General features: G+C 67.7%; 22 protein-coding genes. 9 read left to right on the forward strand and 13 right to left on the reverse strand.

Annotation, left to right across the window (positions count from 1 at the left end):
• The 4 genes from AC3G88_RS14120 to AC3G88_RS14135 are packed head-to-tail and all read left to right on the forward strand — an operon-like array spanning nt 1 to nt 4,189.
• Entirely contained in the window at nt 1-1,542 is a 1,542-nt protein-coding gene (locus AC3G88_RS14120; RefSeq protein WP_488772126.1) for an efflux transporter outer membrane subunit, read from the forward strand.
• Nucleotides 1,539-2,699: an HlyD family secretion protein gene (locus AC3G88_RS14125; protein ID WP_488772125.1), complete on the forward strand. Its 1,161-nt coding sequence runs from the start codon at nt 1,539-1,541 to the stop codon at nt 2,697-2,699. Before AC3G88_RS14120 ends, AC3G88_RS14125 begins: the two co-directional genes overlap by 4 nt.
• The gene (locus AC3G88_RS14130; RefSeq protein ID WP_488772124.1) at nt 2,689-3,723 is read left to right on the forward strand and encodes a DUF2955 domain-containing protein; all 1,035 of its coding nucleotides are present in this window, start codon (nt 2,689-2,691) and stop codon (nt 3,721-3,723) included. Before AC3G88_RS14125 ends, AC3G88_RS14130 begins: the two co-directional genes overlap by 11 nt.
• 16 nt (nt 3,724-3,739) lie before the next feature.
• Nucleotides 3,740-4,189 (forward strand): ion channel, encoded by a 450-nt coding sequence (locus AC3G88_RS14135; protein ID WP_488772122.1) that lies wholly within the window; start codon nt 3,740-3,742, stop codon nt 4,187-4,189.
• Between the two features lie 28 nt (nt 4,190-4,217).
• Here AC3G88_RS14135 and AC3G88_RS14140 read toward each other — a convergent pair whose 3' ends face one another.
• Nucleotides 4,218-4,583 carry a hypothetical protein gene (locus AC3G88_RS14140; RefSeq protein WP_488772121.1) on the reverse strand — a complete coding sequence of 122 codons (366 nt, stop codon included), beginning with the start codon at nt 4,581-4,583 and terminating at the stop codon, nt 4,218-4,220.
• 151 nt (nt 4,584-4,734) lie between these two features.
• Nucleotides 4,735-5,736 carry an AraC family transcriptional regulator gene (locus AC3G88_RS14145; protein ID WP_488772119.1) on the reverse strand — a complete coding sequence of 334 codons (1,002 nt, stop codon included), beginning with the start codon at nt 5,734-5,736 and terminating at the stop codon, nt 4,735-4,737.
• Between the two features lie 192 nt (nt 5,737-5,928).
• Between AC3G88_RS14145 and AC3G88_RS14150 the strand changes: the two genes are divergently transcribed.
• Genes AC3G88_RS14150 through AC3G88_RS14160 form a run of 3 tightly spaced genes read left to right on the forward strand, consistent with a single transcriptional unit; the run spans nt 5,929 to nt 9,486 of the window.
• On the forward strand, nt 5,929-6,909 hold the full coding sequence (locus tag AC3G88_RS14150; protein ID WP_488772118.1) for a quinone oxidoreductase family protein: 981 nt from the start codon (nt 5,929-5,931) through the stop codon (nt 6,907-6,909).
• Between the two features lie 19 nt (nt 6,910-6,928).
• Nucleotides 6,929-7,777 (forward strand): TauD/TfdA dioxygenase family protein, encoded by an 849-nt coding sequence (locus tag AC3G88_RS14155; RefSeq protein WP_153945833.1) that lies wholly within the window; start codon nt 6,929-6,931, stop codon nt 7,775-7,777.
• Between the two features lie 59 nt (nt 7,778-7,836).
• Nucleotides 7,837-9,486, forward strand: a complete 1,650-nt coding sequence (locus AC3G88_RS14160; RefSeq protein WP_488772376.1) for a fatty acid--CoA ligase — start codon at nt 7,837-7,839, stop codon at nt 9,484-9,486.
• A gap of 58 nt (nt 9,487-9,544) precedes the next feature.
• On the opposite strand, the gene AC3G88_RS14165 is transcribed toward AC3G88_RS14160, so the two are convergent.
• A complete protein-coding gene (locus tag AC3G88_RS14165) occupies nt 9,545-10,243 on the reverse strand; it encodes a LysE/ArgO family amino acid transporter (protein ID WP_488772116.1) in 699 nt (232 codons plus the stop codon).
• Nucleotides 10,244-10,316: 73 nt separating this feature from the next.
• On the opposite strand from AC3G88_RS14165, the gene AC3G88_RS14170 reads away from it, so the two are divergent.
• Nucleotides 10,317-11,213, forward strand: coding sequence for a LysR family transcriptional regulator ArgP (locus AC3G88_RS14170; RefSeq protein ID WP_488772115.1), 897 nt, complete (start codon nt 10,317-10,319; stop codon nt 11,211-11,213).
• Between the two features lie 41 nt (nt 11,214-11,254).
• Here AC3G88_RS14170 and AC3G88_RS14175 read toward each other — a convergent pair whose 3' ends face one another.
• The 5 genes from AC3G88_RS14175 to AC3G88_RS14195 all read right to left on the reverse strand — a co-directional run bounded on the left by AC3G88_RS14175 (nt 11,255) and on the right by AC3G88_RS14195 (nt 14,566).
• On the reverse strand, nt 11,255-11,731 hold the full coding sequence (locus AC3G88_RS14175) for an SRPBCC family protein (RefSeq protein ID WP_488772114.1): 477 nt from the start codon (nt 11,729-11,731) through the stop codon (nt 11,255-11,257).
• Complete coding sequence (locus AC3G88_RS14180) at nt 11,712-12,071, reverse strand: ArsR/SmtB family transcription factor (RefSeq protein WP_488772113.1); 360 nt, start codon at nt 12,069-12,071, stop codon at nt 11,712-11,714. Before AC3G88_RS14180 ends, AC3G88_RS14175 begins: the two co-directional genes overlap by 20 nt.
• A 73-nt stretch (nt 12,072-12,144) precedes the next feature.
• The gene (locus tag AC3G88_RS14185; protein ID WP_488772112.1) at nt 12,145-13,122 is read right to left on the reverse strand and encodes a Bug family tripartite tricarboxylate transporter substrate binding protein; all 978 of its coding nucleotides are present in this window, start codon (nt 13,120-13,122) and stop codon (nt 12,145-12,147) included.
• Between the two features lie 160 nt (nt 13,123-13,282).
• Complete coding sequence (locus AC3G88_RS14190; RefSeq protein ID WP_488772111.1) at nt 13,283-13,483, reverse strand: DUF1289 domain-containing protein; 201 nt, start codon at nt 13,481-13,483, stop codon at nt 13,283-13,285.
• Nucleotides 13,484-13,507: 24 nt separating this feature from the next.
• Nucleotides 13,508-14,566: a beta-keto acid cleavage family enzyme gene (locus AC3G88_RS14195; protein WP_092599243.1), complete on the reverse strand. Its 1,059-nt coding sequence runs from the start codon at nt 14,564-14,566 to the stop codon at nt 13,508-13,510.
• A 116-nt stretch (nt 14,567-14,682) separates the two neighbouring features.
• On the opposite strand from AC3G88_RS14195, the gene AC3G88_RS14200 reads away from it, so the two are divergent.
• Nucleotides 14,683-15,705: an AraC family transcriptional regulator gene (locus AC3G88_RS14200; protein WP_488772110.1), complete on the forward strand. Its 1,023-nt coding sequence runs from the start codon at nt 14,683-14,685 to the stop codon at nt 15,703-15,705.
• A 106-nt stretch (nt 15,706-15,811) separates the two neighbouring features.
• On the opposite strand, the gene AC3G88_RS14205 is transcribed toward AC3G88_RS14200, so the two are convergent.
• The 5 genes from AC3G88_RS14205 to AC3G88_RS14225 all read right to left on the reverse strand — a co-directional run bounded on the left by AC3G88_RS14205 (nt 15,812) and on the right by AC3G88_RS14225 (nt 21,469).
• Entirely contained in the window at nt 15,812-17,002 is a 1,191-nt protein-coding gene (locus AC3G88_RS14205) for a porin (protein ID WP_487522365.1), read from the reverse strand.
• A 119-nt stretch (nt 17,003-17,121) separates the two neighbouring features.
• Nucleotides 17,122-17,712, reverse strand: coding sequence for an RBBP9/YdeN family alpha/beta hydrolase (locus AC3G88_RS14210; RefSeq protein WP_488772109.1), 591 nt, complete (start codon nt 17,710-17,712; stop codon nt 17,122-17,124).
• Between the two features lie 33 nt (nt 17,713-17,745).
• Entirely contained in the window at nt 17,746-19,068 is a 1,323-nt protein-coding gene (locus AC3G88_RS14215) for an MFS transporter (RefSeq protein ID WP_488772108.1), read from the reverse strand.
• A 266-nt stretch (nt 19,069-19,334) separates the two neighbouring features.
• Complete coding sequence (locus tag AC3G88_RS14220) at nt 19,335-20,078, reverse strand: hypothetical protein (RefSeq protein WP_488772107.1); 744 nt, start codon at nt 20,076-20,078, stop codon at nt 19,335-19,337.
• Nucleotides 20,079-20,272: 194 nt separating this feature from the next.
• A complete protein-coding gene (locus AC3G88_RS14225) occupies nt 20,273-21,469 on the reverse strand; it encodes an MFS transporter (protein ID WP_488772106.1) in 1,197 nt (398 codons plus the stop codon).
• Between the last annotated feature and the right edge of the window lie 75 nt (nt 21,470-21,544).

The raw sequence follows: 21,544 nt of genomic DNA on the forward strand, positions 1-21,544 counted from the left end.
GTGGCCGCATCCGCCCGCGCCTGGCTGGCCCTGGCCGCCGTGCTTGGCGGATGCGCACGGGTGGGGCCCGATTTCCAGCCGCAGCCCGAGCCGTGGACCGGCACGTGGCGCAGCGATGCCGTCGAGCAGGCCAGCGTCCAGCAGGCGACGCCAGACCTGCGCCAATGGTGGCAGGTGTTTGGCGACCCGGTACTCGAAACGCTGATGACGGCAGCCGACGCCGGCAATGCCGACGTGCGGATTGCCGGCTTGCGCGTGATGGAAGCGCGCGCCCAGTTGGGCATAGCGCTCGCGGGCCGCTATCCGCAGATGCAGCAGGCCAGCGCCTCGGCCATGTATGTCCATAGCCGCCAGTCCGGTCCTACCGCGCAGAGCGCGCGGCTCTGGGAATACAGCGCGGGCGTGGACGTCGGCTGGGAGCTTGATTTCTGGGGTCGGTTTGCGCGCGCCATCGAATCGGCCGATGCCGCTTATTTTGCCGCCCAGGCCAATCGCGAGTCGGTGCTGGTGCTGCTGCATGCCCAGCTGGCCACGACTTACTTTGCCGTACGCACGGCCGAGGCCCGGCTGCGCATCGCGCGCGACAATGCGCGGCTGCAGAAGCGCAGCTTCGAGATCACGGAACGGCTGTTCAAGGGCGGCGAGAGCGACGAACTCGACTTTCAGCAGGCGCGTACCCAGTACCTTGGCACGTTGAGCAGCATTCCGGAACTGGAAAACCAGATCGGGCAGGCGCGCAACGCGCTGGTGGTGCTGCTGGGCCGGCCGCCGGGTCCGCTGCCAGAACTGGCGGACGCTGCCGACCGCGAGGGCGTGCTGCCATTGATCGATCGCGCCGTGCTGCAGGATGTACCGGCCAACCTGCTGTTGCGCCGCGCCGACATCCGTGCGGCCGAATTCCGCATCGCGGCCCAGTCCGCGCTGATCGGCGTGGCCAAGGCCGACCTGTATCCGGCCGTCACGCTGATGGGCAGCATCGGCTGGACGGCGGCATCGCTGCCCGGTACCCAGAACGGCCTGCTGCTGGTTGGCGGGCCCAGCGTGCGCTGGAACATCTTTGACTACGGGCGCATCGTCAACAACGTGCGCGTGCAGGACGCGCGGCTGCAGCAGCTGATCGTCGACTACCAGGCTGCCGTGCGGCAGGCCGCGCGCGAAGCCGACGATGCGGCCAGCGGGCTGGACAAGGCGCTGCAGCGCGAGCGCATCCTGGGCCAGGCGGCCCAGTCGGCGGAGCGGTCGCTGTCGCTGGCGAACACGGTATTCCGCGAAGGGTACTCGGATTTCCAACGTGTGCTTGACGCACAGCGCGCGCTGTTCGCGCAGCAGGATGCGTATCTGGTCAATCGAGGCAACGCCGTGAATTACCTGATCGGGCTGTACAAGGCACTTGGGGGCGGCTGGGACACCACGGCGCCGCTGCTCGACGCCGGCACGCGGACCCAGATGCAGCAGCGCACCAACTGGGGCGGGCTGAGCGACGAAGTGTCGCCGCAGCCGGCGGCCAGCCTTCCGGCGCAGACGGGGAGTGCACGCCCATGAACGACACGCGTACTGGCAACGCCGCCATCGACGACAAGCCGGCCGCGGGCGGCGGCACCCCCGCGCCGTCCGGCAAGGAAGCCGCGGCCGATCCGTCGCACAAGGCGCTGCGCTGGGTGGTGGTGCTGATCGTGCTTAGCCTGGCGTGGTATCTGCTGGCCGACCGGTTCACGCCTTACACGCAGCAGGCACGCGTGCAGGCGTTCGTGATTCCGGTGGCCTCCGAGGTGCCGGGCCGCGTGACGCGCGTGTACGTGCAGAACAACCAGAACGTGACGGCCGGTACCGTGCTGTTCGATGTCGATCCGCAGCACTACAGGATCGCGCTGGACCGCGCACGGGCCGACCTGGAAACCACGCGGCGCGGCATCGGCGCCAATACCGCCGGCATCGATTCGGCCCGGGCGTCGCTGCGCGCCGCGCAGGCCAATGAACTGAAGGCGCAGCAGGACAGCGAGCGGCTGGAGCGGCTGTATCGCGAGGACCCGGGCACCGTGTCGGTCCGTCGTCTGGAGGTGGCACGGGCCACGCACACGCAGGCCATCAGCCAGGTAGCCGCGGCGCGGGCCGAGGTGGAGCGTGCGCGCGAGCAGCAGGGCGGCAGCGACGACGACAATGCCAAGCTGCGCAGTGCCGCCGCCGCCGTGGACAAGGCCGAGCTGGACCTGGCCAACGCGCAGGTACGGGCGCGTACGGCCGGCCTGATTACGGACCTGCGCACGGAAACGGGCCAGTACGCGGCAGCGGGCGCGCCATTGATGACGTTGATTGCCATCCACGATGTCTGGATCAGCGCCGACATGACCGAGAATAACCTTGGCCATCTGGTGCCCGGCTCGCCGGTGCGGATCGTGCTGGACGCGCTGCCGGGCACCGTGCTCACCGGCAAGGTGCGCAGCATTGGCTATGGCGTCAGCGCGGGCCAGAGTACGCCGCCGGGCACCCTGCCGACGATCCAGAACAGCCGCGACTGGCTGCGGCCCGCGCAGCGATTCCCGGTGATCGTTGACATCGACCCCGGGCAGCTGCCCACGTTGCGGGGCGTGCGCGTGGGCGGGCAGGCCGAGGTGATGGCATTTCCGACCGAAGGGAATCCGCTGAACCTGCTGGGCCGCGCGTTCCTGCGCGTCATGAGCTGGGTGTCGTATGTCTACTGACGCCGCCGCGTTGGCCATGCGCGCGATGCTGGCGCGCCGTGCGTTGCGGCTGGCGCTGGGCACGGCGGCCTGCCTGGCCGTGAGTTTCGGCATGCAGTGGGCGGTGCCCGTGATGGCGCCGGTGCTTGCGGTCTTCCTGTTTGCGACGTTGGACCGGCCGTTGCCGTTCAAGGCAGGCGTGGGCCTGGCGCTGGTGGTCATGCTGACGACCGGCAGCGGCATGCTGCTGGTGCCGTTCTTGCGCCATGCGCCGCTGACCGGCGTCCTGATGGCGGGTCTGTGCCTGTTTCTGGCGTTCCGCCATGGGCTGCGCGGCGGCAACAACCTCGTGTCGACGTTCCTGGTAGCGGGCGTCACGCTGATTTCGGCGGCGGGCACCGCCAACAGCGCGCTGGCGCTGACCGTGATTGGCGCGCTGGTGCGCGGGCTGCTGTGCGCGGTGCTGATGCTGGGCATCTGCTACCTGCTGATTCCCGAACCGGATGGGCCGCGCATGCCGCAGAAGCCAGGCGCCGCCCCCGGGGATGCGGATGTCATGGCCCTGCGCGCCACGCTGGTGGTGATGCCGCCGTTCCTGCTGGCAATGGCGGACCCGGCCGCGTACCTGCCCATCATCATGAAGGCGGTCAGCCTGGGGCGGCAGAGCTGCAGCACGACGGCGCGGGGTGCGGCGCTGGAACTGGTGGGCTCCACGCTGATGGGCGGCGCGCTGGCCATCCTGTGCTGGCTGGCGCTGGGGCTGTTCGTCCACATCTGGATGTTCTTCCTCTGGATGCTGCTGTTCGGGCTCTGGGTGGCGCGCCGGCTGTTCCGGCTGCGGCCGGGACGCATGTCGCCCGGTTTCTGGCTGAACAGCCTCGTCACGATGATCATCCTGCTGGGGCAGTCCGTGGCGGACAGCGCGGCGGGCAAGGACGTCTACCAGGCGTTCATGGTGCGCATGGGGCTGTTTGTCGGCGTGTCGCTGTACGCGTGGCTGATGATGGCGCTGCTGGACCGGCGTGCCGCGCCGGTGCCGGCGTAGGCTGAGGGAGACCGTCATGCATTTGCACCTGCTGGTTGCCGCCCCCGTAATGCTGCTGTGCCTGCTGCTGCAATGCGGGGCCGTGGCGCTGTGCCTGCGGCGCTATGCGCGGTTCCAGAACAAGTGGCAGGGGCTTGAACCGCTGTGGATGGACGCCGTGCTGCTGACGTCCGTGATGCTGCTGACGCTGTTCTGCAACTTCGCGCAGATGGTGGTGTGGGCGGGGCTGTTCATGGTGCTGGGCGAATTCGACACGCTTGGCCCGGCGCTGTATCACTCGGCGGTGAACTTCGCCACGCTGGGCTACGGCGATATCGTGATGTCGCCCCGCTGGCGCATGCTCGGGCCGATCGAATCGGCGCTGGGCATCCTGATGTTCGGCCTGTCCACGGCGCTGATGACGGCTGCAGTCCTTGACGTGGTCAAGAGCCAGATGGCCCGGCTGCGCGAGGCCGGGCCGTCATGACGCACGGGCCATCGCCCGTGGTCTGTGGTCAGGTGCAGTTGGCGCGGTACGTCTCTTCCAGCTGCTTGCGCGAATTGTCGCGTTCCAGCTTGGGAACGGCACGGCCCTGCGCACTTTGCGTGGCAGTGCCGGGCGACGTGTAGGCGCGCTGCTTCGACGTACCGTTCAGCTCCTGCAGCAGCGCGTCGCAGCGTTCGCGTTTGGCGTCGGCCGGACTTGCGGACGGTGCCGACGGGGGGCGGTAGGGGTTGCCGCCTTCGCGTACCGCATCGGAGATGGCCGCGGCACCCGAGCTCGGCATTTGCTGCGCCTGCGCGGGCATCGCGCCCAGACTGAGGCTCAGCGCGCCGGTGGCGACGATCAGGCACTGCAACGGCTTCATGGCGTTCGGCATGCGGGCTCCGCGTTCGGGTTCAGGGTGGGGTGGCAAACGTCGCTGATGCGTCAGGGCGCGTCGGGATGCGTAGTGACGCGTAGTACGTTTTCCTAGCCTAGACGCAGGCGTCCCGTGCCGCAAGGGCAGCAGGATCGACCTTGCGGGCCGTTCAGCGCGGGCTGGTGTGCCGTCGCCGCCAGACGATCGGCGCCTCGCCGAACTGCGCCGAGAACCAGCGCGTGAACGCCGCGGCCGACCCGTAGCCCAGCAGTTCCGACACCCGCAGCAGGGAATAGTCGGGATTGGCGACGTATCGTTGCGCCAGGTCCCGCCGCACGCCATTGACGATGTCCGAGAAGGTCTCGCCGGAGGCGTCAAGCTGGCGTTGCATGGTGCGCAGGCTCATGCCCAGCCCCTGCGCCACGGCCTCGCTGGTGGCGCGCCCCATCGGCAACATCAGGTAGACGGCATTGCGTACCTCGCGCCCGACGGATGCGTCATTCACGCGCGGCAGCGATTCCACCACCCGCTCGGCGTGGCGCGCCATGGCGGGATTGCCGGTCGGGTTCGGCGTGTCCAGGTCGGCGGCCAGGCAGACGATGCCGTTGAACTCGCTGCCGAACTCCAGCGGGCAGCCGAACAGGCGCCGATGCACATCCAGGTCCGGCGGCGCCGCGTGCGTGAAATTCACGCTTTGCGGATGCCATTGCGGCCCCAGCAGTGCGCGGCACAGCCGGAACACCACGCCCAGCGCCAGTTCCGTGGCCTGGCGCGAGGGCGTATCAAGCACCACTTCCTGCCGGATCAGCACGATCTTGTCGGACGCTTCCAGCAGAATGGCCACCGATTCATTGACCAGATGCCGGTAGCGGATGATGGTTTCCAGCGCGTCGCGCAACGTGGGTTGCTGGCTGATCAGCAGGCTCATCAGCCCGAAGTCCGACAGCTGCCGCGACTCCGCCATGCGCAGGCCGAACGTGGGGCAGCCGGTGGCTTGCGCAGCGGCTTCGAGCAGTGTGGCGCAGGCCTGCACCGGAATGCGCTGCTCCGGATCAGCCAGCAGCGCCTGGCTCAGGCGAGCCGTGCGCAGCAGGGGCAGCGGATTGGCGCCCAGGCCATTCGCGACGTCGAAGAAATTGGTCATCACCGCAGCGCGTACCAGGGTTTTCAAGCGAGTCTCCCGATGTTGTTTTTCGCGCGTCACATGCCTGGGGCCATGACGCGTCGTTGGCGCGATGATAGGCGGCGATGGCATGAAATGCAAAGTGTCCGGATTGCGCTGCAAAGCAGCGCAGGCCTGCGGCTCCTACATTGAGGTCATGGCGGCGCAAGTGGTGCCGCCCCCAATCAGGAGACGATTTCCATGGCCAAGGCAGTGCGTATGTATGAAACCGGCGGACCCGAGGTGCTTCGCTACGAAGACGCCGAGGTGGGCGACCCGGGTCCGGGTCAGGTCCGCATCCGCCACGTGGCGGTGGGCCTCAACTATGCCGACACGTACTTCCGCAATGGCACCTACCCGGTGCCGCTGCCCGCGGGCATGGGCGTGGAAGCGTCGGGCGTGGTGCAGGCCGTGGGCGCCGGCGTGGCCAATGTGGCCGTGGGCGACCGCGTGACGTACACCGGCTTCGTGAACACGCTGGGTGCCTACAGCACCGAGCGGCTCGTGCCCGCCGCGCCGCTGATCCGCCTGCCGGAAAGCATCGGCTTCGAGACGGCCGCCGCCATGACCATGCGCGGCCTGACGTCGGCCTACCTGATGCGCCGCATCCACACCTTCCGCAAGGGCGACACGATCCTGTTGCACGCGGCGGCCGGCGGGGTGGGGCTGATCGTCTCGCAGTGGGCGCGCCTGCTGGGGCTGAACGTGATCGGCACGGTATCGACCGAAGAGAAGGGCGAGATTGCGCAGGCCCATGGCTGCCAGCACATCATCAACTACAGCCACGAGGACGTGGCGGCGCGCGTACGCGAACTGACCGATGGCGTGGGCGCCAACGTGGTGTTCGACAGCGTGGGCAAGAGCACCTTCATGGCATCGCTGGATTCGCTCAAGCGCCGTGGCCTGCTGGTGTGCGTGGGGACGGCCTCGGGCCCGATCCCGCCGTTCGATCCGGTGCTGCTGGCGATGAAGGGCTCGGTCTACGTGACGCGCCCGGCGCTGGCCGACTACATTGCCGACCCGGCCGAGAAGGCCGAACTGGCAGGCGAGCTGTTCGACCACGTGGGATCGGGCCGTATCCGCATCGAGATCAACCAGCGTTATGCGCTGGAAGACGCGGTGCAGGCCCATCGCGACCTGGAGTCGCGCAAGACCACGGGTTCGTCGATCTTCGTCGTCTGAAGCGCTTGAGGAGACAGTCATGAAAGTACAACAACTGAGCTGTGCGCTGGGCGCCGAGCTGGTGGGCGTGGATCTGGGCGAAGCCGTGCGCAACGACGATCTGTTTGGCGAGATCCGTGCGCAACTGCTGAAGCACCGCGTGCTGTTCCTGCGCAACCAGCAGTTCAGCCGGGCCGAGCACGTGGCCTTTGCCAGCCGCTTCGGCGCGCTGGAAGACCACCCGGTGGCGGGCAGCGATCCGGAGCATCCCGGCCTGGTGCGCATCTACAAGCGCCCGGACCAGCCCAACGACCGCTACGAGAACTGCTGGCACTCGGACACCACCTGGCGCGAGGCGCCGCAGTTCGGCGCGGTGCTGCGCTGCATCGAATGCCCGCCCGTGGGCGGCGACACGATGTGGGCCAACATGGCGCTGGCCTATGAGCGGCTGCCCGATACGGTCAAGGCGCAGATTGCCGACCTGCGCGCCCGCCACAGCATCGAGGCCAGCTTCGGCGCGGCCATGCCGATCGAAAAGCGGCTGGCGCTCAAGGCCCAGTTCCCCGACGCGGAGCATCCGGTGGTGCGCACGCATCCCGATACCGGCGAAAAGGTGCTGTACGTGAACGGCTTCACCACGCACTTCACCAACTTCCATACCCCGGCGCGCGTGCGCTACGGCCAGGATGCCAACCCGGGCGCGGCCGACCTGCTGCGCTACCTGGTGTCGCAGGCGTACATCCCGGAGTTCCAGGTGCGCTGGCGCTGGGAACCGAACAGCGTGGCGATCTGGGACAACACGGCCACCCAGCACTACGCGGTCATGGACTACGCGCCGTGCCACCGCAAGATGGAACGCGCCGGCATCGTCGGCAGCGTGCCGTACTGATCCGCATGCGGATCGGGCAGAACCCGCAAGACATGATGGACATGAAGGACAGAGCAGGCATGAAGGACAACCTCGTCGTTACCACCCCCTCGGCATACGCCTACCCGCTGCTGGTCAAGCAGCTGCTGACCAACGCGATGAGCCTGTATGGCGATCAGGAGATCAGCTATCGCGGCGAAATGCGCTACACGTATCGCGATTTCCACCAGCGTCTGGGAAAGCTCGCCAACGCGCTGGGGGCCCTGGGCGTGCGTCACGGCAGCACCGTGGCCGTGATGGACTGGGACAGCCATCGCTACCTGGAGTGCTACTTCGGTGTGCCGATGATGGGCGCCACGCTGTTCACGGTGAACGTGCGCCTGTCGCCGCAGCAGATTCTCTACACGCTGAACGATGCCGGCGCCGACGTGGTGCTGGTGCATCCGGACTTTCTGCCGGTGCTCGAACAGATCCGCGACAGCCTGGTGCGTCAACCGCGCTTCGTGCTGATGGCCGACGGGCAGGACGTGCCCGCTGGCACCGTGCCGTTCGATGGCGAATACGAGGCCCTGCTGGATGCCGCCCCGGCCGGGTTCGATTTTCCGGACTTCGACGAGCGCACCAAGGCCACCACGTTCTACACCACGGGCACCACGGGAGATCCCAAGGGCGTGTGCTACAGCCATCGCGACATCGTGCTGCACACGCTGACCACGGCCACCAGCCTGTGCTCGCCGCGTGAAGGCCAGCGCATGCACCGTGAAGACGTGTACATGCCGATTACGCCGATGTTCCACGTGATGGCCTGGGGCATGCCGTTCGTGGCGATCATGCTGGGCCTGCGCACTGTGCTGCCGGGCCGCTACGTGCCGGCCACGCTGCTGCAGCTGCGCAAGACAGAGAAGGTCACCTTCTCGCACTGCGTGCCGACCATCCTGCAGATGTTGCTGCAGGCGGCGGACGAAGGCGATTGCAACCTGTGGGGCTGGAAGATGATCATCGGCGGCTCGGCCTTGCCGCCGGTGCTGTGCGAGGCGGCGCTGGCGCGCGGCATCGACATCTTTGCCGGCTACGGCATGTCGGAAACGGGCCCGATCGTCGCGCTGGCCCAGCTGCCGCCGGGCCATGTGCCGCTGACCCGCGAGGAGGAAGTGCGCATGCGCTGCGCCACGGGGCGTCCCGTGCCGCTGGCCGATTTCCGCATCGTCGGCCCCGATATGCGCGAAGTGCCGCACGACGGCAAGGCGCAGGGCGAGATCGTGCTGCGCGCGCCGTATCTGACCAAGTCGTACTTCCGCAAGCCGTCCGCGTCGGAGGACCTGTGGGCCGATGGCTACCTGCACACGCAGGACGTGGCGGTGATGGGCGAGGATGGGTTCGTGCAGATCGTGGACCGGCTCAAGGACGTGATCAAGACCGGCGGCGAATGGGTGTCGTCGATCGAGATCGAGAACCTGGTCACGCAGGTACCCGGCGTGCAGGAATGCGCGGTGGTGGGCGTGCCCGATGCGCGTTGGGGCGAAAGGCCGATGGCCTACGTGGTGCGCAAGGCTGGCATCGAGGTGGACGCCCAGCAGATCCGCGCGGTGCTGTTGGGCCATGTCGAAGCCCAGCGCCTGAGCAAGTTCGCGGTGCCCGAGAGCGACCGGATCGCGTTCGTCACGGCGATTCCGAAGACGAGCGTGGGCAAGATTGACAAGAAGCTGCTGCGGGAAAAAAAGGCAGCCTGAGGCGAAAGGGAAAATTGATGGCCGCCCCTCCCCGGCTCGGAGGGCGGCTTTTTTGCGTTTACGCCGCCGGCAGCACACCCTGCAGCCAGTCCAGTTCCCGGAATCCGCCGATGGCATGCCGGGCCAGCAGCGCCGAAAGCACCAGCATGGTCACGCCGACCAGGCGGTCCAGCATCTGCCAGGCGCGCGGATTGGCAAACCATGGCGCGAGCCATCGCGCGCCGAAGCCCACGGCGCCGAACCAGGCCAGGCTGCCAATGCTGGCGCCGGCCACGAACCAGCCGCGCATGGCGGCCGGCTGTTGCGCGCCGATGCTGCCCACCAGCAGTACGGTGTCCAGGTAGACATGGGGATTGAGCAACGTGAAGGCCAGGGCCTGCGCCAGCACGGCGCCACGCGTGGTGCTGGCCTGGCCATCGGCAGCCAGCAGCGCCTGCTGCCCTTGAGCGCGCCGCCACGCCCGCCAGCCGTAGCAGGCCAGGAAGACCGCGCCGGCCAATGCCAGCGTGGCCGCCAGCGCGGGCCGGTCGCCCAGGGCGCGGGCCATGCCCATGACGCCGGCGGCGATCAGCAGCGCGTCGGCCAGCGCACACAGCACCACCACGCTGCCCACGTGGTCGCGGCGCAGGCCCTGGCGCAGCACGAACGCGTTCTGGGCGCCAATGGCAACGATCAGGCCCAGGCTCAGGGCCAGGCCCTGCAGCAGGACGGCGATACCGGGCGGCATGCCCGAAGTCAGGAAGTCAGTCGAATACATGGAGCCAAGCTTGCCATCGGCGGGCGGTGAAGCCAAACTAAATCATCTTCACTGACATTAGCCAAACTTAATCATGCTCGATTACGCGGCGCTTTCCGCGCTGGCCGCCGTTGTGCGCGAGGGGAGTTTCGAGCGGGCCGCCCGCGCGCTGCACGTCACGCCATCGGCCATTTCGCAGCGCATCCGGATGCTGGAGGAACGCGCCGGCTGTGCGCTGGTGATCCGCGACACGCCCTGCCGGGCCACCGACACCGGCCGCCGGCTGTGCCAGCACGTCGATCACGTGCGGTTGCTCGAACAGGAGTTGCACGGTGCCTTGCCCGCACTGGCGCCGCAGGGCGAGGCGCGCGTGCCGCTGCCGGTGGCCGTAAACGCCGACAGCCTGGCCACCTGGCTGGCGCAGCCGCTTGCCGCGTTTGCCGCGCGGCATCCGGTGCTGATGGAAGTGGCGGTCGACGACCAGGACCATACGACGGAATGGCTGCGCAGCGGCGCGGTGCTGGCGGCCGTCACGGCCACCGCACGACCGGCGGCCGGATGCAACAGCCGGCCGCTCGGGGCCATGCGCTATGTGGCGGCGGCCAGCCCGGCGTTCGTGGCGCGCCATTTCGCGGCCGGCGTGGGGGCCGGCAGTCTCGCGCAGGCGCCGAGTCTGGTGTTCAACGCCAAGGACGAACTGCAGGCCCGCTGGGTGAACCGGCTATGCCACCGGCAGGTGCAGTTGCCCCGTCACACGCTGCCGTCGTCGTATGCGTTTGTCACGGCGGCGCTGGCGGGCATGGGTTGGGGCATGCATCCGCAGTCGATGATCGATGGCCATCTGCAGGCCGGCACACTGGTGGAACTGGTGCCCGGCACGCCGCTCGATGTGCCGCTGCACTGGCAGCATGCGCGCGCGGCATTGGGCCTGCTGGAAGGATTGACCGCCGAAGTGCTGGCCGCTGCGCGGACGGCGCTGCTGCCGCCCTGAACAACCGAGCCACCTGCGGGGCCGGTGCGGGTGCGTCGGCCTCAGCGCAGGGTCGCGGCGAAGTCGTCGAGCTGTGTGATGGCGGTGTTCCAGCCCTCGAAGAAGCCCATCTTCTCGTGCTGGTCGCGCGTGGCGTCGTCGGGGTGCATGACCCGGGCGACATAGCGGCTACCGTTGGGGTCGTCTTCCATCGTGATGATGGCGGTGAAGCCGAGCCACGGCTTGTGCGGGCGCCAGCCGCCGGTCAGCATCGACGTGAATACCAGCCGAGACTGCGGCACGACTTCGAGAAAGCAGCCGGGGTTGTCGCTGGTGCCCCCGTCCGGCCCCTGCATGAAGGTATGGAAGTTGCCGCCCGGCCGCAGGTCGAAGTCGCGCACCTGCGTGGTCCACGGCTTGGGGCACCACCATTCCTTGAGCAGGGCGGGGTCCGACCAGGCGCGCCAGAGCGCGGACCGTGGCGCGCGCAGTACGCGGGAAATCACGAGATCGCGGGATTCAGCGGCGTTTTCCGGCATGGGTTTGCTCCTCTTGATGCAGTCGCTCGACGAAATCGACCATGCGGTCGGACCTGGCTTCCCATACGGCGCGCTGCTCGGCCAGCCATTGCTCGGCTAGCGAGAGCGTTTCCGGCACCAGTTCGCAGGTGCGGGTGCGCCCGGCCTTGCAGGTGCGGATCAGGCCGCTGCGTTCCAGCACCGTCACGTGCTTCATGAACGACGGCAGCGCCATGTCGAACGGCGCCGCCAGCGACGACACGGTTTGCGCGCCGCCGACCAACGCGCAGACGATGGCGCAGCGGGTGGGATCGGCAAGCGCGTGGAATACGTCGCTTACCGAGACTTGATAGTTAGCCATGCAGCTAACTATAGGACAAGAGGCAGGCCGTGGCAATGACGGCCTGTGGTTGAGAAACGATGGGGAGATGCGCTCAGGGCTTGATGTTGAACGTCTTGACGATGCCTGCGTTGCGGTCGTATTCCGCGTGCAGCGACTGGTTCAGGTCCTGTAGCGACTGGGCCGGCATCGGCTCGTAGCCCAGCGCCTCCAGGCGCTCGCGCACCTTGGGGTTGGCCGCGGCCTTGTACACCGCGCTCTGGATCTTCTGCGCCACGTCGGCCGGCATCTGCGCGGACGCGATCACGCCCACCCAGTTGCTGAAGTCGATATCGGGGTAGCCTTGCTCGGCAAACGTCGGCACCTGCGGCAGCAGCGGCGACCGCGTCCGGGACGCCACTGCGTAGGGCTGCAGCTTGCCGGCGCGGATCATCGGCAGCGAGGTCACCATGCCGTCATACATCAACGGGATCTGGCCGCCCATCACCTGGGCCAGTGCGGGGCCGGAGCCCGCGAACGGCACGTGCTGCAGGTCCATGCCGGCTTCCTGGTTCATGATGGCGCCGGCGTAGTGCGATGCGGTGCCCGCACTGTACGAGGCAAAGCTGAGCTTGCCCGGATTGGCCTTGGCGTACGCGATCAGGCTCTTGAGGTCCTTGGCCGGCAGGTTCGGCGCGCCGACCAGCACCATGCGCGAGCGGCCAACCGCGGCCAGCGGACGAACATCCTTCATGGTGTCGTACGGCGTCTTCTGCACCTGCGGCACTTCGGTCAGCACATTGGTGGCTGTCACCATGATGGTCTGGCCATCGGCGGGCGCGGCCAGCATCGTGTTGATGGCGATGGCACCGCCGCCGCCCGGCTTGTTGTCGACCACCACGGGCTGCCCAAGGTCGGCAGCCAGCTGTTCGGCCAGCACGCGCGCCATGACATCCATGGTGCCGCCGGCAGGCGCGGGCACGAGCACGCGCACGGGCTTGCTGGTCCAGGCCATGGCGGCCGGCATCGCCAGCGTCAGGATGGCCGCCAGGATCGCGCGGCGCATGCGAAGGGGGGCAGGTTGGTTCGGCATCTTTGTCTCCATGATAGGTCTTGTAGGTATAGAAAGCCGGACCTGCCCGCGCATTGGGCTGTAGAGGAACGTGTCGTCGCGTTGGAATCGGCAGACCCGGTGAAACAGCCGGCGCGCACCGCATACATTGTGCCGCGCGTCGCCGGGAATGCTGGGGCGATCAGGACTGGCCTGCCGCCCGTCGGCCGCGCCGCGCAGGCAGCGCCTCGATGATGAAGGCGCGCTGCGCGTCGGTCATGCCGTCCCACAGGCCGATTTCGGTCGAGGTCCGGCCGCATCCCTGGCAATACCGGCGCGCGCTGTCCATGCGGCAGATGTTGATGCAGGGGTTGGCGGGCCGGGTATCGGTGGTGAGCGACATGGCGGTCGTGGGCTAGGGGGTGGGTCAGGCCGCGCGGCGCAGCGGCAGGTTCTTCTGGCCGGACTGGCGGTTCGGCAGCATGCCGTGGGCCGCCAGCGTTTCATCCACGCTGTCGTACCAGGTGCCGATGCGATAGATCTCGCGCGCTTCCTTGCCCGTGGCAATCTCGCGGCCCAGCTCGTGCGCCACGCGCACGCACTGCTCGATCTGCTGCACCGACGTCATGCGGTTGCCGTGCTGGTCGATGATGGTGTCCTCGATGCCACAGCGCGGGTGCAGGCCCATCGCCATCGCCATCATGTTGAACGGCAGCACGTTCTTGAGCAGCGATTCGGCGGTCAGCGTGCAGCCGTCCGGCGCGCGGTGGATGAAGTTGAAGAAGTTGAACGGGTTCGGGCCGTCGAAACCGCCGCCGATGCCGATCCAGGTCAGGTTCAGCGGGCCCTTGTAGGCGCCGGCACGCACCATGCGTTCGAGCGTTTCCAGGGCGTGCATGCCGGTCAGCTGGAAGTGCGGCTGGATGCCCGCGTTCGACAGGCGGCGCAGGTGCTCTTCCACCCAGCCCGGGCCGGCCGGCACGGTCATCTCGCGGTACGCCTCGATGTACGCGGGGTTCGACAGCGACGTGCCGGCCAGGTACTCGGGGTACAGCAGTTCCATGATGTTCATCTGCGTGGTGTTGATCGCCACGGTGACCTGGTCGGGGGCGGGCGTCAGATCGGCCAGCATGTGGCGCGTATCGTCCGAAAGCCACACGGCGGCCTGCCCTTCGTCTTCCGGGGCGAACGAGATCGAGCCGCCCACCTGGATGATCATGTCGGGCACCGCGGCGCGCACGCCGGCGATCAGTTCGTTGAACTTGGACAGGCGCTTGGAGCCCTTGCCGTCCAGTTCGCGCACGTGCAGGTGCAGCACGGTGGCGCCGGCGTTGTAGCAGTCGACGGCCTTCTGGATCTGTTCTTCCATGGTGACCGGAATGTCTTCCGGGAAATCTTCGGGCATCCACTCGGGGCCGTACGGGGCCACGGTGATGACCACCTTGTCCATGTTTTCCGGATGCAGGGAATCGTCGAGGAATTGCATGTTGGTCTCCTATGTAGGGTGCGTGCTGCGGTGATGGAAGTATCGGCGAACGGTGCGCTGCAATTTGACGATCGGGGACGCTCGATTTACATTTGGGGACAGTCAGGGAAAACGCGATGTCCTACTTTCTGCGCAGTGCCAGCCTTACCAACTACGTGGATGTGGCACGGGCCGTCGGGCTCGATCCCCACCAGATGCTGCGTGCCGCACGCATCAGCCGCAATGCGTTGCTGGACCCCGACATCCGCATCCCCGCCGCGCTGGTGGGCAAGCTGCTGGAGGCCTCGGCCAGCGCCGCGCAAGTGGACGATTTCGGCCTGCGCATGGCCGAACTGCGCCCGTTCGCGAACCTCGGCCCCCTGGCCTTCGTGGTGCGCGAGGAACCCACGCTGCGCCGCGCGCTGGAGTCGATGGTCCGCTACATGGGCCTGCAGAACGAGGCGCTGGTCATGCGGGTGGAAGATGTGGACGACGTGGTGCTGATCCGCCTGCATATCCTGAGCGACACCCCGGGCAGCCTGCGTCAGGCCACCGAACTGGCGGCGGGCGTGATGTTCCGCATGCTGACGCTGTTCCTGGGTCCGGCCTGGCGTCCGCGCAGCATCTGCTTCACGCATGGGGCACCCGACAGCCAGGCCGCCTGCATGCGCGTGTTCGGCATGCCGGCGCTTTACGGGCAGGACTTCGACGGCATTGTCTGCGTGGCCAAGGACCTGGAAGCGCCGTTGCCGTCCTACGATCCGGTCATGGCGCAGCAGGTCAAGCTCTACCTGGGCACGCTGCTGGCGCAGTCGGACACCAGCATGACCGACAAGGTGCGCAAGCTCGTGCATGCGCTGCTGCCCAGCGGCATGTGCTCGGTCGATCGTGTGGCCCAGCAGCTCAACGTGGACCGGCGCACCGTGCATCGCTGGCTGGCACAGGACGGCGTCACCTATTCGGACATCCTCAACGACGCACGGGCCAGCCTGGCCACGCGCTATATCGAGAACCGCGCACGGCCGCTGTCCGAGGTGGCCACGCTGCTGGGCTTCTCGTCGCTGAGCGCGTTCTCGCGCTGGTTCGGCGCGCAGTACGGCTGCAGCGTATCGAAGTGGCGGGCGCGGCAGGCACAGGCGGACAAGGCGCCGGCGCCATAAAAAATGGCCACGCCAGCGCGCACGCCGGGGCGGCCAAACGAAGCTCGACACGGCTGGACGGCGGGGTGCAGGAGTATCCCGTCCAGCTGTGCCGATCCCTACATGATCAGAACTTGTGGCGGATGCCGAGGCTGACCCCGACCATGCTGCTCTGGCCGTTGCCCAGGATGTAGCTGTTGCCCGTGGCACCGGTCGATGCCAGCTGGTTCGTGTTGGCGCCATCGAGGGTCAGGCCGGCATGCTTGGCGTAGGCCGTGCTCAGGTACAGATCCGTGCGCTTCGAGAACGCGTAGTTGGCCACAAAGGCAACCTGCCACGGATTCGGCGCATTGGTCCGGTTGAAGTAGTCGCGCTTGAGGTCGTCGTAGTCGTATTCCAGCGTCAGGCCAATGGCCGGCGTCACCTGGTAGTTCACACCGATCCAGTAGTAGTCGTCACGCTGGATCTGCGCGTTCGTGGCGTTGTTCTCGGCCTTGCCCCAGCGGTAGCCGCCCATGATCTTGGCGACCGCGCCAATCGTGTAGCTGGCCGCCACCGAAGCCTTCTTCAGCGTGGCGGTGTTGCCCTGGTAGACGCCGGCCACGTTGTTGATCGACGGATTCCACTGGTCATAGGCAATCGCCGCGCCGAACGGGCCGGCCGCGTACACGGCGGCCGCACCGAAGGCATTGTCGCGACGGAAGGCACCCGGCACCTCGCCGTTGCCGCCGAACGCGATTGTGCCGGCCGGCAGGTTGGGGACGCCCGCGCCGAACGAAAAGTGCGCCATGGCGGTCAGCGGGCCGAACGTGCCGTTGTAGGCCAGCACGTTGTCCTCGCGGAAGTTGTTGCCGGCCATGAAGGCCGCCGGCTCGTACTGCGTGGCGTAGGCCGTCGGCATGAAGTTGGCCATCGCCGCGAACAGCGACGTGTACTGACGGCCCAGCGTGATCTGGCCGAACGTCTGGTGCTGCAGGCCAACGAATGCCTGGCGGCCGAACAGGCGGCCGCTCTGCTGCATGGTGCCGTTGTCGCCGCTGAAGCCGCTTTCCAGTACGAACAGGCTCTTCAGGCCATTGCCCAGATCCTCGGTGCCGCGCAGACCCCAGCGCGAACCGGACAGGCCGCCCGAGTTCATGCGATACACCGTATCGCCGGCGCCCGGATTGGGGGTAAAGCCTGCCGCCGAGTACGGGGCAACGTGGTTCGCGTATTCCACGCTGGCGTCTATCACGCCGTACAGCGTGACGGTGGATTGCGCGAATGCGCTGCCGGTACAGGCGAACAATGCGGCTACGGCCATGCCCTTGAGCTTCATGAAACAGTCTCCTTTTTTACGTCTTGTGTAGTGGGGGTTCCCGTCGGAATGGGTACTACGGTGTTGTGAAAATGTTGTTGTGTCGCGGCCTGGGCCGCTTCCTGCCGTGGTGCCGCGTTTCAGCGGGCCAGCCGTGCCAGCAGCGCCATGGCTTCCGGCCATGGCCCGAAGCCGGCCGCGGGGTTCAGGTGGCCCACGTGGCCGAGATCGACCAGTTCGCTGCCCCAGTCCCGGGCCATCGCGGTGGTGCGCTCGAACGAGGCCAGCGGATCGTTGCGGCTGGCCGCGAGCAACGACGGAAACGGCAGCGCCTGACGTGGCACCGGCAGCCAGCCGTTCTGGTCCAGCGTGGCCACTTCCGGATAGCCCGGGGGCATCGGCGTTTCCAGGTCGGCAGGCGTGGCTAGCAGCGCGCCAAGGATCTTGCCGGCCGGCACGCGGCCGTGCAGGTGCCGGGCCCAGTGCACGGTGATCATCACACCGGCGCTGTGGGCGCCCAGCACGACCGGTCCGTCGATGGCGGCGATGGCCTGGTCGAGGGCGACCATGCGCGCGGCGCAGCTGAGCTTGTGGTGTTCCAGCGGCGGCACGGATGCCACTTTCTGGCCTTGGGCCGCCAGTTCGGCTTGCAGCAGGGTCTGCCAGTGGTCTGCCACGTGGTCGCGCAGCCCTGGCACCAGCAGTACGGTGATTTCGGGGGACAAGAACATCTTTGAATCGCTTGCGGGTTGGAGGATGCGCGGTCAGGCTGCGGTGCGGCGTTGCGCCAGGCGTTGCAGGTCCGCGCTATAGGTGCGGCGGCCTAGCAGGAAGCAGATCGCGGCAATCAGGCCGGCAACGGGCATCCACTGCAGCGCGCCTGCCAGACCGATGTGGTCAGCCATCAGGCCGGTGAAGAAGGGCCCCGGCGCCAGGCCGAGCAGGTTGTTCACCAGGGTCAGCGTGGCGAACGCGCTGGCATGGATGCGGGGATCGGTCAGGTTGGCCACGGCGGCGCTGGCCGGGCCGGCGCTGCCGCCTGCGAGCATCATGCCGCCGGCGATCAGGGCCAGCTGTGCGGTGCCTGCCTGCAGATGGAACGCGGTCCCGAGCAATGCGCAGCACAGCACGCTGTACGTGACGGCCATCAGCCATTTGCGTGCCGGGGCGTGGCGTGCCACACGGTCGGTCAGCGCGCCGCACACGATCATGCCGGCACCACCCACCAGGACGAAGCACGCGGCGCCCAGGCCGGCCTGCGCAGTGGCCAGGCCGTAGTAGCGGCCCAGGAAGCTGGGCATCCAGGCCAGCAGCGAACCCATCACGAACAGCTGCAGGGCGCTGCCGACGTAGGCACAGATGATCGAGCGCGAAGCGACCAGGGCGCTGCACAGTGCGCGCAGCGGCATCGGACCCAGGCGGGGTTCCTCGGCAGCCTGTTCATTGAGCGCCTCGCGTTGGAGCTTCAGGCGCTCCTCGGTGACCAGCAGGCGGTAGAAGCCCACCATCACCAGGCCGAACAGGGCCATGCTGACAAACGCGATACGCCAGCCGAAATGTGCCGATATCACGCCGCCCAGCGCCATGCCAAGCACCGAGCCGAATGCGCCGCCGGCAATGAACGCTGCGCTGAGGCTGGCGCGCAGATGGCGCGGAAAGACCGACAGCACCAGTGCGATGCCGACGCTGCCGTAGGCGGCCTCGCCGATGCCCACGAAGAGCCGTGCGACGAACATTTCGCCGAACGAGTTGGCGATGGCGCAGCCCAGCGTGGCCAGGCTCCAGAGCGCGGCCATCAGCGTCAGGCTGCGCACGCGGCCCCAGCGGTCAGCCAGGATCGAAAGCGGCAGTGTGAGCACGCCCACCATCAGCGCCACCACGCCGCCCAGCGCGCCAAGATTGGCGTCGGTGAGCGCCCATTCCGCCTTCAGCAGCGGAAACAGTGCGTTGAGTACCTGCCGCGACATGTAGTCGGACAGCAGCAGGCCGAAGCTCAGCGCAAAGACCAGCCATGGGTAATAACGTGAAGCCCGGGCGCTCGGGGCGCTGGCAAAAACTTGAGGACGTGAAATACGAAGTCCCGACATGAACCGTCTCCTGATATTCTCAGCGGCGCCCCGCACAATGCCGGGGGCCTGCTGGCGAGTCGCGGAGTGGCCGCGACCCAGCGAAGTATCGGGGAATGACGGTTGACGGTTTGACTTATCGGGACATCCGTTTTGCTTGACGGGACAGTGCGGGAAAACCCGCTTCGGGTTGCTGCGGAGCCGCGGCTTGCCCGCACCGCGCGCGCACCGTGCCCGGTTACGCGATCGTCACCTTGCTGGCCAGCGTGGGCGGCGGGCCATGGAAATCACGATGAACTGCCCGCGCTCACCGATCGGATCGTCGCCGGGTACGGCCAGGCGGCAAGGGCGGCCGCGCGGTGGATCTGGTCGTCGGCCTCGTGCGTCCACAGGGTGAAGGCGTCGAACACGCGGTCCACGAGCGCCACGCAGTGCTGCCGCTGCGCGTCTGACAGCGTGATGGCTGCCAGCGCCCAATGGTCGGCGTGCTGCATATGGCCGGATTCGAGCGCGAGATGGTAAGCGCCCAGGTAGCGCAGCTCGGCGCCCAGGCGCGCCTGGAGCGCGTCCGCGAGCGGCGTGGTAAGCGAGAACAGCACATGGCCGGTTTCCTCGATGGCTTCGATCACGGCCAGGCGCTCGGGGCCGTGGGCATCGGCCACGATCGCGCACAGGTCGTACATCAGGACGCGGCAGCGGCAGGTATCGTCGCGCCAGAGCTCGCGCATCGCGTCGGTGGTGGTGGTGACGCGGTCCCAGCCCAGCGTCTCGAAATCCTCCAGGTACCACGGCCAGTGATGGTCGTCTTCGAAGGTATGAAGGTTGACCTGTTCCTGCCAGGTGTCGCAGGGCGGCGTCCGGCGCAGCACGTGGCGGTTGAGGTCGCCGAAGGCCATGACGAAAAATGCGAAGCCGCGCATGAAGCTGAGCCGAATCTGCGGGGGCAGGCTTTCGTCGCGCATATGCACGAACAGCGGCAGTTCCGCATACGCCAGTTTTCTGCGCATGATGTGGGCAAGCACGGCTTTCATCGGCAATTCTCCGCGCGAGGAGGCGCTGGTGCGCGTCGAACAGGCCGGACCAGCATCGCGCTGGATTCTATGAAACGGCCGCGCAAAGTTCAATTGAGGCCTGATGCACTGCAAAGCCACTGTCTGCGCAGGTGCTGACGGCTCAGCGCCCCTCTGCGCGGACGTGGGCCAGGGGCGCAGAGGGAATACCGTGCTCAGCGGCGGGCGGTGAGGGCCAGTACGCCCAGCGCCACGAGTGCCAGCCCGCTGCCTGCCGCCACCACGCCTTGCCACCCCGCTTGCGTGTACAGCGCGCTGGCGATGGCCGAACCCGCCGCACCGCCGGCAAAGATCGCGGTCATGTACAGCGCGTTCAGGCGCGCCCGGCTATGGGCGTCGAGCGCGTAGACCGCACGCTGGCCCAGCACCATGTTCATCTGCACCGCGAAGTCGAGCACGATGCCGGTCAGTGCCAGGCCGTACAGGCCGGCGTGGCCGTGGATCAGGCCGGGGATGAACGCCAGCGCGGCGACGATCAGCGCCGCGAACGATGCCACGCGGGTGTGGCCGGCATCGGCCAGGCGGCCGGCAATGGGTGCGGCCACGGCGCCGAGCGCGCCGACCAGCGCGAACAGGCCGATCTGCGATTGCGACAGCCCGTAGCGCGCGGCCAGTTCCAGCGGCGCGGCGGTCCAGAACAGGCTGAACGCGGCAAACAGCAGGGCTTGCAGCAGCGCGCGCTGACGCAGCACCGCGAAGCGCGTGAACAGGTGCCACAGCGAGGCCAGCAGGCTGCCGTAGCTGGCACGGTGCTGGGGGACGCGGCGCGGCAGCGTCATCGCGATGATGGCCACGGTGGCCAGCGTCATGGCGGCGGCGATGAAGAATACCGCGCGCCAGCCGAACCACTGCGCCGCCATGCTCGACAGTGGCCGCGACAGCAGGATGCCCGACAGCAGGCCGCCCATGATGGTGCCGACGGTACGGCCGCGCAGCGCCTCGGGCGCCAGGTGCGCCGCGAGCGGAATCAGTATCTGCACGCTGACCGAGCTCAGGCCCAGCAGTAGCGACACCAGCAGGAACACGCCCGGTTGCGAAGACAGCGCCGCGCCTACCAGGCTGGCCGCCGCGGCCACGCCGCTGACCATCAGCAGCCGGCGGTTTTCGAGCAGGTCGGCCAGCGGCACCAGGAAGAACAGGCCAATGGCATAGCCGATCTGGGTCAGCGACACAATCACGCTGGCGCTCTGCGCGGACAGGCCCACGGCAGGCGCGATCAGTTCGATGATCGGCTGGGCGTAGTACAGGTTGGCCACCAGCACACCGGCGCATAGCGAGAACAGCGCGACCAGCGTGCCGGACATGGGGGCGGCGCTGGACGCGCCGGCAATGGGAGAGGTTTGGGCTTGCATGGCTCTGGATGGAGATCGGGTTGCGATGTCCAGAGCGTAGGCGCCCGGGGGCGTTGCGGGAATCACAATGTGGCG

Source organism: Cupriavidus sp. 86D6 (genome assembly GCF_057815095.1).

Coding starts and splice junctions, on each gene's coding strand:
- AC3G88_RS14125 (WP_488772125.1), top strand. CDS start 1,539: ATGAACGACACGCGTACTGGCAACGCCGCCATCGACGACAAGCCGGCC.
- AC3G88_RS14130 (WP_488772124.1), top strand. CDS start 2,689: ATGTCTACTGACGCCGCCGCGTTGGCCATGCGCGCGATGCTGGCGCGC.
- AC3G88_RS14135 (WP_488772122.1), top strand. CDS start 3,740: ATGCATTTGCACCTGCTGGTTGCCGCCCCCGTAATGCTGCTGTGCCTG.
- AC3G88_RS14140 (WP_488772121.1), bottom strand. CDS start 4,583: ATGCCGAACGCCATGAAGCCGTTGCAGTGCCTGATCGTCGCCACCGGC.
- AC3G88_RS14150 (WP_488772118.1), top strand. CDS start 5,929: ATGGCCAAGGCAGTGCGTATGTATGAAACCGGCGGACCCGAGGTGCTT.
- AC3G88_RS14155 (WP_153945833.1), top strand. CDS start 6,929: ATGAAAGTACAACAACTGAGCTGTGCGCTGGGCGCCGAGCTGGTGGGC.
- AC3G88_RS14160 (WP_488772376.1), top strand. CDS start 7,837: ATGAAGGACAACCTCGTCGTTACCACCCCCTCGGCATACGCCTACCCG.
- AC3G88_RS14165 (WP_488772116.1), bottom strand. CDS start 10,243: ATGTATTCGACTGACTTCCTGACTTCGGGCATGCCGCCCGGTATCGCC.
- AC3G88_RS14170 (WP_488772115.1), top strand. CDS start 10,317: ATGCTCGATTACGCGGCGCTTTCCGCGCTGGCCGCCGTTGTGCGCGAG.
- AC3G88_RS14175 (WP_488772114.1), bottom strand. CDS start 11,731: ATGCCGGAAAACGCCGCTGAATCCCGCGATCTCGTGATTTCCCGCGTA.
- AC3G88_RS14180 (WP_488772113.1), bottom strand. CDS start 12,071: ATGGCTAACTATCAAGTCTCGGTAAGCGACGTATTCCACGCGCTTGCC.
- AC3G88_RS14185 (WP_488772112.1), bottom strand. CDS start 13,122: ATGCCGAACCAACCTGCCCCCCTTCGCATGCGCCGCGCGATCCTGGCG.
- AC3G88_RS14190 (WP_488772111.1), bottom strand. CDS start 13,483: ATGTCGCTCACCACCGATACCCGGCCCGCCAACCCCTGCATCAACATC.
- AC3G88_RS14195 (WP_092599243.1), bottom strand. CDS start 14,566: ATGCAATTCCTCGACGATTCCCTGCATCCGGAAAACATGGACAAGGTG.
- AC3G88_RS14200 (WP_488772110.1), top strand. CDS start 14,683: ATGTCCTACTTTCTGCGCAGTGCCAGCCTTACCAACTACGTGGATGTG.
- AC3G88_RS14205 (WP_487522365.1), bottom strand. CDS start 17,002: ATGAAGCTCAAGGGCATGGCCGTAGCCGCATTGTTCGCCTGTACCGGC.
- AC3G88_RS14210 (WP_488772109.1), bottom strand. CDS start 17,712: ATGTTCTTGTCCCCCGAAATCACCGTACTGCTGGTGCCAGGGCTGCGC.
- AC3G88_RS14215 (WP_488772108.1), bottom strand. CDS start 19,068: ATGTCGGGACTTCGTATTTCACGTCCTCAAGTTTTTGCCAGCGCCCCG.
- AC3G88_RS14220 (WP_488772107.1), bottom strand. CDS start 20,078: ATGAAAGCCGTGCTTGCCCACATCATGCGCAGAAAACTGGCGTATGCG.
- AC3G88_RS14225 (WP_488772106.1), bottom strand. CDS start 21,469: ATGCAAGCCCAAACCTCTCCCATTGCCGGCGCGTCCAGCGCCGCCCCC.